Annotated in this window: 11 protein-coding genes; 4 read left to right on the forward strand and 7 right to left on the reverse strand. The window is 65.8% G+C overall.

Going from position 1 to position 13,468, the window contains the following annotated elements; all coding sequences use genetic code 11:
* Positions 1 to 195: 195 nt before the first annotated feature.
* The 5 genes from CH292_RS24940 to CH292_RS24960 form a co-directional block, all read right to left on the reverse strand.
* On the reverse strand, positions 196 to 1,206 hold the full coding sequence (locus CH292_RS24940) for a 3-isopropylmalate dehydrogenase (RefSeq protein WP_020110337.1): 1,011 nt from the start codon (positions 1,204 to 1,206) through the stop codon (positions 196 to 198).
* A 41-nt stretch (positions 1,207 to 1,247) separates the two neighbouring features.
* Positions 1,248 to 2,843 carry a phosphoglycerate dehydrogenase gene (gene serA, locus CH292_RS24945; RefSeq protein WP_037142620.1) on the reverse strand — a complete coding sequence of 532 codons (1,596 nt, stop codon included), beginning with the start codon at positions 2,841 to 2,843 and terminating at the stop codon, positions 1,248 to 1,250.
* A gap of 176 nt (positions 2,844 to 3,019) precedes the next feature.
* Positions 3,020 to 4,021, reverse strand: coding sequence for a ketol-acid reductoisomerase (gene ilvC / locus CH292_RS24950; RefSeq protein ID WP_019664311.1), 1,002 nt, complete (start codon positions 4,019 to 4,021; stop codon positions 3,020 to 3,022).
* A 60-nt stretch (positions 4,022 to 4,081) separates the two neighbouring features.
* Positions 4,082 to 4,585, reverse strand: a complete 504-nt coding sequence (gene ilvN, locus CH292_RS24955; RefSeq protein ID WP_094655951.1) for an acetolactate synthase small subunit — start codon at positions 4,583 to 4,585, stop codon at positions 4,082 to 4,084.
* The gene (locus CH292_RS24960) at positions 4,582 to 6,534 is read right to left on the reverse strand and encodes an acetolactate synthase large subunit (protein WP_019664313.1); all 1,953 of its coding nucleotides are present in this window, start codon (positions 6,532 to 6,534) and stop codon (positions 4,582 to 4,584) included. The genes ilvN and CH292_RS24960 overlap by 4 nt, the downstream gene beginning before the upstream one ends.
* Positions 6,535 to 6,793: 259 nt before the next feature.
* On the opposite strand from CH292_RS24960, the gene CH292_RS24965 reads away from it, so the two are divergent.
* Entirely contained in the window at positions 6,794 to 7,303 is a 510-nt protein-coding gene (locus tag CH292_RS24965) for a PH domain-containing protein (RefSeq protein ID WP_256978562.1), read from the forward strand.
* A 55-nt stretch (positions 7,304 to 7,358) separates the two neighbouring features.
* Positions 7,359 to 9,200, forward strand: coding sequence for a dihydroxy-acid dehydratase (gene ilvD, locus CH292_RS24970; protein WP_019664315.1), 1,842 nt, complete (start codon positions 7,359 to 7,361; stop codon positions 9,198 to 9,200).
* A 54-nt stretch (positions 9,201 to 9,254) separates the two neighbouring features.
* Here the strand turns inward: ilvD and CH292_RS24975 are convergent, their stop codons facing one another.
* Positions 9,255 to 10,127 (reverse strand): DoxX family protein, encoded by an 873-nt coding sequence (locus CH292_RS24975; protein WP_019664316.1) that lies wholly within the window; start codon positions 10,125 to 10,127, stop codon positions 9,255 to 9,257.
* A 78-nt stretch (positions 10,128 to 10,205) separates the two neighbouring features.
* Here CH292_RS24975 and CH292_RS24980 point away from each other — a divergent pair, with 78 nt between their 5' ends.
* Positions 10,206 to 11,348 (forward strand): sorbosone dehydrogenase family protein, encoded by a 1,143-nt coding sequence (locus CH292_RS24980; protein WP_094655953.1) that lies wholly within the window; start codon positions 10,206 to 10,208, stop codon positions 11,346 to 11,348.
* 55 nt (positions 11,349 to 11,403) lie between these two features.
* On the opposite strand, the gene gatB is transcribed toward CH292_RS24980, so the two are convergent.
* A complete protein-coding gene (gene gatB, locus CH292_RS24985; protein WP_094655954.1) occupies positions 11,404 to 12,909 on the reverse strand; it encodes an Asp-tRNA(Asn)/Glu-tRNA(Gln) amidotransferase subunit GatB in 1,506 nt (501 codons plus the stop codon).
* Between the two features lie 94 nt (positions 12,910 to 13,003).
* Here gatB and CH292_RS24990 point away from each other — a divergent pair, with 94 nt between their 5' ends.
* Positions 13,004 to 13,468, forward strand: coding sequence for an acyl-CoA thioesterase (locus CH292_RS24990; RefSeq protein ID WP_208601162.1), 465 nt, complete (start codon positions 13,004 to 13,006; stop codon positions 13,466 to 13,468).

Consider the following 13,468-nt stretch of genomic DNA (forward strand, 5'->3'; position numbering starts at 1 on the left):
AGGCACCGACCTGTCGGTCCACTCCGCCGAAGATCTGCAGCGCGTTGCCCTGGAGCTGAACGAACGCCCCAGAGCAACGCTAGGCTACAGACCGCCGTTGGAAAAAATCGCAGAGCTGGTCGGCGCATCCACCACTAGAAACCGCCCTGACTGACCGAACGGCACTTTCGCTCCGAAGACAGGGGGTAACAGCTGCTACAGCGCTGCTGCGATTCTGGCTCCGATGTCGGCGGTGCTTGCTGCGGCCGAACCTCGGGAGGCGAGGTCGGCGGCGACGGCAGCTTCGACGCGCTCTGCATTTGCGGTGTCGCCGAGGTGTGCCAGCAGCAGGGATACCGACAGGATGGCTGCGGTCGGGTCGGCTTTGCCCTGTCCTGCGATGTCGGGCGCGCTGCCGTGGACCGGTTCGAACATCGACGGGTTGGTTCGCGTCGCGTCGATGTTTCCGCTGGCGGCCAGGCCGATGCCGCCGCTGACTGCAGCGGAGAGGTCCGTGACGATGTCACCGAAGAGGTTGTCGGTGACGATGACGTCGAACCGGCCCGGGTCGGTGACCAGGTGGATCATCGCAGCGTCGATGTGCTGGTAGGCGACCTCGACGTCCGGGAATTCCGTGGAGACTTCCTCGACCGTACGTGCCCAGAGGCTGCCGGCGAACGTCAGCACGTTGGTCTTGTGCAGCAGCGTGAGGTGCTTCCTGCGTGCCACGGCCCGCGCGAATCCGTCACGGACGACGCGTTCGACGCCGTAGCGGGTGTTGACGCTGACCTCGGTGGCCACCTCGTGCGGGGTGTTCACCCGGAGCGCCCCGCCGTTTCCGGTGTAGGGACCCTCGGTGCCTTCACGGACGACGACGACGTCGATGTCCTTGTTGCCCGCGAGCGGCCCGGTCACGCCGGGGTACAACTTTGCCGGACGCAGGTTGATGTGGTGATCGAGCTCGAACCGTGCACGAAGCAACAGTCCGCGCTCGAGCACGCCGCTGGGGACCGACGGATCTCCGATGGCACCCAACAGGATTGCGTCGTGGCCTCGGATCTCGTCCAGCACGGAGTCCGGAAGAAGCTCGCCGGTCGCGTTGTAGCGGCGTGCACCGAGGTCGTACTCGGTCTTCTCGACTCCGGGGACGACGACGTCGAGCACCTGCAGTGCTTGGTCGACGACCTCGGGGCCGATTCCATCTCCGGCGATGACGGCGAGCTTCATGTACTCCTCGTTCTTGTCGAGCGATCAGGGGTGAGAGACGGTCAGGAAAGATCCACGAGTTCGATGGTCGACGCACCCACGGCCGATGCGATGCTCGAGCTGAGCTCGGACGGTACGTCCTTGTCGACGCGGAGCAGGATGGTCGCGCCGTCACCCTCGGAGTCCTGGCTCAGTGCTGCCGCCTGGATGTCGATTCCTGCGTCGCCGAGCAACGTGCCGATACGGCCCAGGCTGCCGGGCTGGTCGGTGTAGTTGACGATGAGGTTCTTGCCCTCGGCGCGAAGGTCGAAGTTGCGTCCGTTGATGTTGACGATCTTCTCGACCTGTGTGGTGCCGGTGAGCGTTCCTGCGACGTTGAGGACGGATCCGTCGCCGTAGACGGCGCGGATGTCGACGACGCTGCGGTGATTCTCGCTCTCGGGTGCCTTGGTGACCTCCGCGGTGACGCCGCGCTCCTCGGCGAGCGAGGGAGCGTTGACGAAGGTAACGGAGTCCTCGATCACGGCGGAGAACAGTCCACGCAGCGCCGAGAGCTTCAGGATCTCGACGTCCTCGGCAGCGAGTTCTCCGCGCACGTCGACGGACAGCGACGCGGGAAGTTCGTCGGACAGGGCGCCGAGCAGCACGCCCTGCTTGCGGACGATCTCGAGCCACGGCGAGACCTCTTCGCCGACGGCGCCGCCCTTGACGTTGACGGCGTCGGGGACGAATTCCCCTGCGAGAGCGAGCAGCACGGATTTGGCGACGTCGGTGCCGGCACGGTCCTGAGCCTCGGTGGTCGAGGCTCCGAGGTGCGGGGTCACCACGACCTGCGGGAGTTCGAACAGCGGGCTGTCCGTGCACGGTTCGGAGGCGTAGACGTCGATGCCTGCGGCGAAGACGTGGCCGCTGGTGATGGCGTCGGCCAAGGCCTGCTCGTCGACGAGTCCGCCGCGCGCTGCGTTGACGACGATGACACCGGGCTTGGTCTTCGCGAGAGCTTCCTTGCCGATGATTCCCTTGGTCTCGGGGGTCTTCGGCAGGTGCACGGAGAACATGTCGGCGCGGGTCAGCAGTTCGTCGAGGCTGACGAGCTCGATGCCGAGCTGCGCGGCACGAGCAGCGGAAACGTAGGGATCGTAGGCGATGATGTGGGTCTCGAACGCGGCGAGACGCTGCGCGAAGAGCTGACCGATACGGCCGAGTCCGACGACACCGACGGTCTTGCCGAAAATCTCGACGCCGTTGAACTTGCTGCGCTTCCACTCGTGCTGACGGAGGGTGGCGTCGGCCGCGGGAATCTGGCGGGCGGCGGACAGCAGCAGTGTGACGGCGTGCTCGGCGGCGGTGTGGATGTTGGACGTCGGTGCGTTGACGACGAGTACTCCGCGCTCGGTGGCTGCGGGTACGTCCACGTTGTCCAGGCCGACGCCTGCGCGAGCAACGATCTTGAGGTTGGTGCCGGCTGCGAGCACTTCCGCGTCGACCGTGGTCGCGGAGCGGACGAGAATCGCGTCGGCCTCGGGGACCGCGGCGAGCAGTGCCGGGCGGTCCGGGCCGTCGACCCAGCGAACCTCGACGCCGTCGCCGAGTGCCTCGACAGTGGACTGCGCAAGTTTGTCGGCGATCAGAACGACAGGACGGCCTGGCTGGCTCACGTGAAGAACTCCCTAGATAGGTCGAGGTGACGGTAGCGGTCGATCGGGTCTTGCGTGTGCGGTGCGGGACAAGTTTAGAGGCCGAGGGGAACCGAGTGGGGTTCACCCTCGTCGAACGAGTGAAGGGCACCCTCACGGATGCCCTTCACTCGGGTTACATCGGATTCGACGTCGGATCAGGCCGTCTCGGTGATCGGGCGGTCGACCCAGCTCATCAGGTCGCGCAGCTTCTTGCCGGTGACCTCGATGGGGTGCTCGGAGTTGGCCTTGCGCAGGCCTTCGAGCTCGGTGTTGCCGTTCTCGACGTTGGCGACGAGACGACGGGTGAACTCACCGGACTGAATATCGGCGAGGATGGCCTGCATCCGCTTCTTGGTGTCCGCGTCGATGACACGGGGCCCGGACAGGTAGCCACCGAACTCCGCGGTGTCCGACACCGAGTAGTTCATGCGCGCGATGCCGCCTTCGTAGATCAGGTCCACGATCAACTTCAGCTCGTGCAGCACCTCGAAGTACGCCATCTCCGGCGCATAGCCGGCCTCGACCATGACCTCGAAGCCCGTCTTGATCAGCTCTTCGGTACCGCCGCACAGCACAGCCTGCTCACCGAACAGGTCGGTCTCGGTCTCTTCCTTGAACGTGGTCTTGATGACGCCGGCGCGAGTGCCACCGATGCCCTTGGCCCACGACAGTGCCAGCGCCTGACCCTCACCCTTCGGGTCCTGGTCGATCGCGATGAGCGCGGGAACACCCTTGCCGTCGACGAACTGACGACGCACGAGGTGGCCCGGCCCCTTGGGAGCGACCATGCCGACCGTGACGAACTCGGGAGCCGTGATCAGATCGAAGTGAATGTTCAGGCCGTGACCGAAGAACAGCGCGTCGCCGTCCTTCAGGTTCGGCTCGATCTCTTCCTTGAAGATCGACGCCTGCGCGGTGTCCGGTGCCAGCACCATGATCACGTCGGCCCACGCGGAGACCTCGGCGGGGGTGCCGACCTTCAGGCCCTGCTCCTCTGCCTTGGCGCGGGACTTCGATCCCTCTTTCAGGCCGATGCGGACGTCGACGCCCGAGTCGCGCAGGCTCAGCGAGTGCGCGTGGCCCTGGCTTCCGTATCCGATGACGGCGACCTTGCGGCCCTGGATGATCGACAGATCAGCATCGTCGTCGTAGAACATCTCGACTGCCACTGGTTAATACCTTTCCTCTTGTTTGAGCATGTTCATCACATGTGGTCGCTAACGCGACGCAGTGATCGATTTCGGTCCACGTCCGACGGCAACGACTCCCGACTGAACTATTTCTCGAATTCCATAGGGGTCCAACATCTTCAGCAGCGCATCCAGCTTGGAGCGCGTACCCGTGGCCTCGACCGTGACAGCCTCGGGTGACACGTCGATCACCTTGGCGCGGAAGAGGTTCACGGTCTCGATGACCTCGCTGCGCACGGTCGAGTCGGCGCGCACCTTGATGAGCACCAATTCGCGGGCAACCGACGAGTCGACGTCCTGCTCGACGATCTTGATGACGTTGATCAACTTGTTCAGCTGCTTCGTCACCTGCTCGAGCGGGAACTCGTCGACGGTGACGACGATCGTCATTCGGGAGATCCCCGCGATCTCCGTGCCTCCGACCGCAAGTGAGGAGATGTTGAATCCGCGACGCGAGAAGAGTGCGGCGACGCGTGCCAGAACACCTGGCTTGTCCTCGACGAGGACGCTGAGGGTGTGGCTGGTACTCACTTGTCGGTGCCTTTCTCGTGCAGGGCGTTGCCATGTGCCTGCTCGCGTGCCATTGCCTCGTGGATGACGGCGGGTTCGGCCACCGAGGCCTCGTCCTCGTCGAACAGAGGTCGGATTCCGCGGGCGGCCATGATCTCGTCGTTACCGGTGCCTGCGGCGACCATGGGCCAGACCTGCGCGTCGGCGCCGACGATGAAGTCGATGACGACGGGACGGTCGTTGATCGCGCGAGCCTGTGCGATGACCGCGTCGACGTCTTCCTCACGCTCGCAGCGAATTCCGACGCAGCCCAGGGCCTCGGCCAGTTTCACGAAATCGGGGATGCGCTGGGCGCCGTGGGTTCCCAGATTGGTGTTGGAGTACCGCTCCTCGTAGAACAACGTCTGCCACTGACGGACCATGCCGAGGTTGCCGTTGTTGATGAGTGCGACCTTGATCGGGATTCCCTCGACCGCACAGGTGGCGAGTTCCTGGTTGGTCATCTGGAAGCAGCCGTCGCCGTCGATCGCCCACACCTCGGCGTCGGGAAGGCCCATCTTGGCGCCCATCGCCGCCGGAACGGCGTAGCCCATGGTGCCGAGTCCACCCGAGTTGAGCCACGTGCGCGGCTTCTCGTAGTTGATGAACTGCGCGGCCCACATCTGGTGCTGGCCGACGCCTGCGCAGTAGATCGCGTCGGGTCCGGCGAACTTGCCGACCGAGGAGATGACGAACTCCGGCGACATGCTTCCGTCGCTGGGGCGGTCGTAGCTCAGCGGGTACGTCTTGCGGATTCCGTCGAGGTACGCCCACCAGTCGCCGAGGTCGACGGTGGTGCCCGTGGCGCGATCGGCACGAAGCGCCTCGATCAACTCGACGATGACCTCTTTGCAGTCACCGACGATCGGCACATCGGCATAACGATTCTTGCCGATCTCGGCAGGATCGATGTCCGCGTGGATCACCTTCGCGTTCGGCGCGAACGACGAGAGCTGTCCGGTGACGCGGTCGTCGAACCGGGCGCCGAGCGTGATCAACAGATCGCTGCGCTGCAGGCCGGCCACAGCGGCGACGGTGCCGTGCATGCCCGGCATACCCAGATTGAGCTTGTGGGTGTCGGGGAACGCTCCGCGCGCCATCAACGTGGTGACGACGGGGATGCCGGTCAGTTCCGCGAGTTCGAGCAGTTCTGCCGACGCGTTGGCCTTGATGACACCGCCACCGACGTACAGGACGGGTTGCTTGGAGTCGGCGATGTACCGAGCTGCCTCACGAACCTGCTTGCCGTGCGGCTTGGTGACCGGACGGTATCCGGGCAACCGCATCTCCGGTGGCCACGAGAACGTGGTCTGTGCCTGCAGGATGTCCTTGGGGATGTCGACGAGGACCGCACCCGGACGACCGGAGGACGCGATGTAGAACGCCTCGGCCATGATGCGTGGGATGTCGACGCCGTCGGTGATCAGGAAGTTGTGCTTGGTGACGGGCATCGTGATGCCGGAGATGTCGGCTTCCTGGAACCCGTCGGTGCCGATGAGACTTCTCGCGACCTGGCCGGTGATGGCGACAACGGGAACGGAATCCATCTGGGCGTCGGCGAGCGGTGTGACGAGGTTCGTCGCTCCTGGGCCGGAGGTCGCCATGCAAACGCCGACGCGGCCGGTGGCCTGCGCGTACCCGGTGGCTGCGTGCCCGGCGCCCTGTTCGTGACGAACGAGGACGTGGCGAACCTTCTTGGAGTCGAAGAGTGGGTCGTACACCGGAAGAACGGCTCCACCCGGAATGCCGAATACCGTGTCGACGTCGAGTTCCTCGAGTGCTCGGACGACGGACTGTGCGCCGGTCACCTTCTCGGGTGCGACGTGGCGACGCGATCCGTCGACGGCGCCGTTGATGTCCGGTGCCGACGAGCTGGCGTTTGCTCCCGACTTACGAGTCGAGGGCCCTGGGCGTGCGGTTGGTGCGCTCACTAGTGCTTCCTCAGGATGAAAGATGTAGCTGGGCGATCTCTGGGCAAGAAAAAACCCCCGTCAGCCGAGGCTGTACGAGGGTGGCGCGTCGATGCGAGTTGGTCGAGAACCGGCTCAGGCGTTGACGCGCCGGCCGATTACGAGTATCCAATTCCGCTTCACGCGCTCGACGGTAGGCGCGCGCATAGGGAAGAGTCAAACTCGTCACGACGCAATCCCATTATGTGAGATCGCGTAGGTGCAATGCGAAGATGAAGGGGTGTCGTCTTCGCAGCAGTCCGAACCACCGGATACATCATCCCATACGCCCGTTCCCGCGCCGCAGGTCATCCGTATCTCGCGCCTGTCGCTGGTAGGAGTCGGCATGCTGTTCATCGGCGTGGCCTTCCCCGCCGCCAGTTGGCCCGCAGCGTTCGGATGGCTCGTGCTGATCCCGATCATCGCTGCCGTGTGGGTGTTCCGCGTTCGTACCGTCGTCAGCTTCGACGGTCTCGCGATACGCAGATTGTTCGGCTCCGAGTTCGTCGCGTGGGAAAACGTGCGCGGCATTCACTTCCCGAACCGGCGATGGGCGCGCGTGGTCCTGACCGACAAGTCCGAGAAGTCGCTGCCGTTGGTTCGCTTCGACCGACTTCCGGTTCTCGCGGCGGCGAGCGGCGGGCGAATGACCGATCCCTATGCGGCCGCAGCCGAAGCCGACAGGACGGCAGAGGAGGATCGAACAGCGGACGCGGACCGAGAAGCCGAGCCAGGCGCCTCGACTTCCTGAGCCGGGAGTAACCTCGATCGGGCGAGAAACCGCTATTGATCGAGGAAGAGAAGCCATGCCGCCGCTACGGTCACGAGTTACCACTGTCGGACGCAACGCCGCGGGCGCACGCTCGCTCTGGCGCGCCACCGGAATGACGGATTCGGATTTCGGCAAACCGATCGTGGCAATTGCCAACTCCTACACGCAGTTCGTGCCGGGGCACGTGCACCTGAAGAACGTCGGCGAGATCGTCGCCGACGCCGTACGTGCCGCGGGCGGCGTACCGCGCGAGTTCCACACCATCGCCGTCGACGACGGTATCGCCATGGGGCACGGCGGCATGCTCTATTCGCTTCCGAGCCGCGAGATCATCGCCGACTCGGTCGAGTACATGGCCAACGCACACACCGCCGACGCTCTCGTGTGCATCTCCAACTGCGACAAGATCACGCCGGGAATGCTCAATGCCGCGATGCGACTGAACATTCCGGCCGTGTTCGTCTCGGGTGGGCCGATGGAAGCAGGCAAAGCCGTCGTCGTCGGCGGCGTCGCGCAGGCACCGACGGACCTCATCACCGCGATCTCGGCCAGTGCGAACGACGCCGTGTCCGAGGAAGGCCTGGACGAGGTCGAGCGCAGTGCGTGCCCGACGTGCGGTTCGTGCTCGGGCATGTTCACCGCCAACTCGATGAACTGCCTCACCGAGGCCCTCGGACTGGCACTGCCCGGCAACGGATCCACGCTCGCCACGCACAAAGCCCGGTACGCGCTGTTCGAGCGCGCAGGCACCACCATCGTCGAGGCCGCGACCAAGTACTACCGCGACGGTGACGAGTCCGTTCTGCCGCGCAACATCGCAACCCCTGCGGCGTTCCGCAACGCCATGGCACTCGATGTCGCGATGGGCGGGTCCACCAACACGGTGCTGCACACCCTCGCCGCGGCGCAGGAGGGCGAGGTCGACTTCGATCTCGACACCATCGACGCCATCAGCCGGAAGGTTCCGTGCCTGTCCAAGGTGTCCCCCAACTCCGATTACCACATGGAAGACGTGCATCGGGCAGGCGGAATCCCCGCGCTGCTGGGCGAACTCCGCCGCGCGAACCTGCTCGAGACCGACGTCTCCACCGTGCACACGAAGAGCTTCGACGAGTGGCTGGACACGTGGGACATTCGCTCCGGCACGGCGTCGGACGAGGCAGTGGAGCTGTTCCACGCGGCGCCGGGCGGCGTTCGGACCACCGAGCCGTTCTCCACCGAGAACAGGTGGTCCTCGCTCGACACCGATGCCGTCGGCGGCTGCATCCGCGACAAGGAACACGCGTACACCGTCGAAGGTGGTCTGGTCGTCCTGCGCGGAAACATCGCACTCGACGGGGCGATCCTGAAGACCGCGGGCATCGACGAGGAACTGTTCTCGTTCCAGGGCCCGGCACTGGTCGTCGAGTCTCAGGAAGAAGCGGTGTCGGCGATCCTGCAGAAGAAGATTCAGCCCGGTGACGTCCTCGTCGTCCGATACGAGGGCCCCAAGGGCGGACCTGGCATGCAGGAGATGCTGCACCCGACGGCGTTCCTCAAGGGAGCCGGACTCGGCAAGCTCTGTGCTCTCGTCACCGACGGACGCTTCTCCGGTGGCACGTCCGGACTGTCCATCGGCCACATCTCCCCCGAGGCGGCCGCGGGCGGAGTCATCGGACTGGTCGAGAACGGTGACCAGGTGCGTATCGACGTCGCCTCCCGCACCCTCGAGATCCTCGTCGACGACGCCACCCTGGAGACCCGTCGGGCCAAGATGGAGGCGTCGGAGCGGCCGTGGCAGCCGGTGGATCGTCAGCGCACGGTCACCACGGCACTGCGTGCCTACGCGGCACTGGCGACCTCCGCGGACAAGGGCGCGGTTCGGTACGTCCCCTGACCCTCTCGTGCGTGGAAATGTAGGTCCTGACCTACATTTCCACGCACAGCGGGATCAGGTCGCGATCGGGTTGGCTCCGTTGAGGAAGATCCACAGGCAGACCCCGGCGGCGATACCCAGGATCAGCGCGACGAAGGATCCGAATCGTGGACGCGTCGCCCACCCTCGCCGTCCGTCGAAGGCGATCTTTCCCGGCCCGGTGAGGATGATCGCCGCGGCGGCGACTCCCAGTACCGTCTCGTACTCGACTCCTGTCGGCGCGAAGAACTGCAGCCCCGGCTCGGCGGCCTGCTTGAACAGCCACGCGTTGATGATGACGCTCAGCACCGCGGCGCCGGCGAACGGTGTCGCCAGACCGAGGATCAGCAAAGCGCCACCCGCGGTTTCACCGACGGCCCCGGCGATGGCCAGGATGTCCGCGCGGTCGTAACCGGTGTCTTCGAGCAGTGACCGGAACCCGTCGAGGCCGGGTCCGTTCCACACACCGGTCAGTTTCTGCAGGCCGTGCACGAGGAAGATTCCGCCGACTACGAGACGCAGGAGGAGCAAGCCGAGATCCGTCGTACCGCGCCGGGCCGGAATTTCGACCGTCTCGGTGCGCACGACCGGTTCCGGCGCGTTCTGATCCGCCGCGAACCGATCCGACGAGCCGGTGCCGTACCCCGCCGCGGCAGGGGTGGTCGGCAGGAATTCGGTGGGCTTGTCGGAGTAGGCGGTGCTGCTGTCGGGCGCGATCGGCTCGTCGAAACGTGAGGGACGAAACGACGAGGGGATCTGTTCGGTCGGGTACGCCCCGGATCCGCTCTTCCCGAAGTCCAATTCGTCCTCGGTCCGAGGCTGGAGTTTCTCGGTCGGCTGGTCGTATGGGCTCGACGCGGGCTCGTAGCCGGTGTCGGGCCGCTCTTCGTCGCGAGGCTTGTCGGTCACAGCTTCAACAGTAGAGCGAGTCGGTGCCGATTCAGCCGTATTGAGCCCGGGCGCGGCGCCTCGAGTAACGTTTCGTACATGAAGTTGGTGCGAGCGTCGTCCCGAACCGCAACTACCGTCGCCGTCCTGACGATGACCGTGGCCCTGGCGGCCGGATGTGCTCGGTTCGACGATTCCACGGCCAGCCCGTTCACCCCCGAACCGTCGTTCGGCGCCGCCGAGATCGATCCCGCGGATCCGGACGCCCCACCCACCTCGACGACACCGAGCGGTCCGCAACCGCAGCCGGGTCCCTGCATCGATCTGGACCCGAACGTCATCGCGACGTGCCTCGACCCGACGGGTGGGCTCGTGATGCTTCCCGGTGGCGCCTCCGCATTGGTCGCCGAACGCCTCACCGGACGGATCATGCAGGTCACCCAGGGCCAGTCCCCCGTCGAGATCGCGCGCCTCGACGTCGACGCCGGCAGCGACGGGGGCCTGCTCGATCTCGCGTTGTCGCCGAGCTTCGCCGAGGACGGTCTGATGTACGCGTACATCACGACTGCATCGGACAACAGAGTCGTGCGCATCGCGGCCGGCGACACACCCAAGAACGTGTTGACCGGAATCCCCCGGGGTGCACAGGGGAACCGCGGCGCGTTGGATTTCCTCAACCCAGGTCAGCTGTTGGTGCTGACCGGTGACGCCGGAAACACAGCATCCGCCGCCGATCCGGCGTCGCTCGCAGGCAAGCTTCTGCGGGTCGACTCGCTGGTCCCCGGCCAGAGCGGTCCACCCCCGCAGGTCGCCCTCAGTGGCATCGGAACCGCGGGAGACGTGTGCATCGATCCGTCGGGCGGAATCTGGGTCACCGATCGGACAGCAGTGGAGGATCGGCTCCAGCGCATCGATCCTCTCGGCGCGGTCGTGTCGCCGGTGTGGACGTGGCCGGATCGACCGGGCGTCGCCGGCTGCGGCGCAGGAGACGGGGCGGTTGCCATCTCCCTGACCGACGCCAAGGCCATGGCCGTCCTCGTCACCGACCCCGACACGGGAGCAGTCACCGCGGCACCGTCGCTGCTCGTCCAGGACCGCTACGGCCGTCTCAACGGCGCTGCGATCGCACCCGACGGCCAGATCTGGGCGGGCACCGTGAACAAGAACGGTGATGCACCGGGCCCCAACGACGACCGCGTCGTCAAGATTCCGGTCCCGGCGGGCGGCGGCGGATTCGACTAGAGCCGAACGGCCCCGGCGGCGAGCACCGCGGGGGCCGTTCGATCACGTCCTTGAATCAGCTGCACGCAGCGAGGACCAGTTCCTTGACCCTGGCCGCGTCGGCCTGACCGCGAGTGGCCTTCATGACGGCGCCGACGATCGCGCCCGCGGCTTGAACTTTGCCGGCGCGAATCTTCTCGGCCACACCGGGATTGGCAGCGAGCGCCTCGTCGACTGCAGCCTGCAACTTGGTGTCGTCCTTCTCGACGACGAGCCCGCGTGCCGCCATGACCGCAGCAGGCTCACCTTCACCGGCGAGGACGCCGTCGACGATCTGACGCGCGCCGTTGTTGTTGACCTTGCCGTCGGCGACGAGGCCGGCCACCTCGGCCACCTGTGCAGGCGTGATCGCCAGAGCGTCCAGTTCGACGCCCGCGACGTTCGCCTTCTGAGCCAGGTAGGAGACCCACCACGAGCGCGCAGCCTGCGGCGTCGCACCGGCGTCGACCGTCGACGCGACCAGATCCAGCGCGCCGGAGTTCACGAGGTCGCGCATCTCCTCGTCGGAGACACCCCAGTCCGCTTGGATGCGCGCCCGGCGCAGCCACGGGAGCTCGGGGAGCGTCGCGCGGAGTTCCTCGATCCAGGCCGCGTCGGGAGCGACGGGCGCGAGGTCGGGCTCCGGGAAGTACCGGTAATCCTCGGCAGTTTCCTTCTTCCGGCCCTTCGACGTGGTGCCGTCGGACTCCTGGAAGTGCCGTGTCTCCTGCACCACCTCGCCGCCGGACTGCAGAACGGCCGCCTGCCTGCGCATCTCGTAACGCACGGCGACCTCGACGCTCTTGAGCGAGTTGACGTTCTTCGTCTCGGTGCGGGTACCGAACTCCGACGCCGACTTCTCCATCAGCGACACGTTCGCGTCGCAACGCAACGAACCCTGGTCCATGCGAACGTCGGACACGTCGAGCGCTTTCAGCAGATCCCGCAACGCCGTCACGTAGGCGCGGGCGACCTCAGGGGCGCGTGCACCGGTGCCGGTGATGGGCTTGGTCACGATCTCCACCAGCGGAACACCGGCACGGTTGTAGTCGAGCAGCGAGTGGCTCGCGCCCTCGATCCGTCCGGTCGCGCCGCCGACGTGCGTCGACTTACCCGTGTCCTCCTCCATGTGCGCCCGTTCGATCTCGACGCGGAACGTACTTCCGTCGTCGAGCAGTACGTCGAGGTATCCCTCGGTGGCGATCGGTTCGTCGTATTGCGAGATCTGGTAGTTCTTCGGCTGGTCCGGGTAGAAGTAGTTCTTCCGCGCGAACCGGCCCCACGGGGTGATCGAGCAGTTCAGTGCGAGACCGATGCGGATGGCGGACTCGACGGCCGCGGAGTTCACCACCGGCAATGCACCGGGAAGGGACAGGCAGACCGGGCACACCTGCGTGTTCGGCTCGGCCCCGAACGTCGTCGGGCAGCCGCAGAACATCTTGGTGGCTGTGCCCAGCTCGACGTGGACCTCCATGCCCAGAACTGGGTCGAAACGGGCAAGCACGTCGTCGTAATCGATCAGATCGACCAAGGCAGCAGTCATGCACACGAGTTTATGCGCTGGCAAGAACGCGCGAGTAACCAGTGGTGCTCGCTACGGTTGGCCGGTGACGGACACCTCGAAGCAGACGCTGTACATGACCGTGCTGATGACACCCGACATGGCGAACTTCTCCGGCAACGTTCACGGCGGGACGATTCTGAAATTCCTGGACCAGGTTGCGTACGCCTGCGCGAGTCGGTACGCGCAGGCGTACGTCGTCACCCTGTCGGTGGACCGCGTGGTGTTCCGCGAACCGATCCATGTCGGCGAACTCGTGACCTTCTCCGCGTCCGTCAACTACACCGGACGTACATCCATGGAAGTCGGCATTCGCGTCGAGACCGAGAACATCCAGCGCGGCGAAACCCGTCACACGAACAGCTGCTACTTCACCATGGTCGCCGTCGACGACACGGGCACACCGCTCGAGCTTCCGCCGCTCGAACCGTCGACCGCTCTCGGACGGCAGCGCTTCGAGGCGGGCCGACGCCGCCGCGATCTTCGTCGCGACAACGAGCACCGCGAGTCGCAGATCCGACAGGAAGCCGGCCGCCTCTGA

This window comes from Rhodococcus sp. 14-2470-1a, assembly GCF_002259425.1.
GTDB lineage: Bacteria > Actinomycetota > Actinomycetes > Mycobacteriales > Mycobacteriaceae > Rhodococcoides > Rhodococcoides fascians_E.

Bases quoted from the DNA above. Each gene is read 5' to 3' on its own strand.
- CH292_RS24940 (WP_020110337.1), bottom strand. From the start codon at position 1,206: ATGAAGCTCGCCGTCATCGCCGGAGATGGAATCGGCCCCGAGGTCGTC.
- ilvC (WP_019664311.1), bottom strand. From the start codon at position 4,021: ATGTTCTACGACGACGATGCTGATCTGTCGATCATCCAGGGCCGCAAG.
- ilvD (WP_019664315.1), top strand. From the start codon at position 7,359: ATGCCGCCGCTACGGTCACGAGTTACCACTGTCGGACGCAACGCCGCG.
- CH292_RS24980 (WP_094655953.1), top strand. From the start codon at position 10,206: ATGAAGTTGGTGCGAGCGTCGTCCCGAACCGCAACTACCGTCGCCGTC.
- gatB (WP_094655954.1), bottom strand. From the start codon at position 12,909: ATGACTGCTGCCTTGGTCGATCTGATCGATTACGACGACGTGCTTGCC.
- CH292_RS24990 (WP_208601162.1), top strand. From the start codon at position 13,004: ATGACCGTGCTGATGACACCCGACATGGCGAACTTCTCCGGCAACGTT.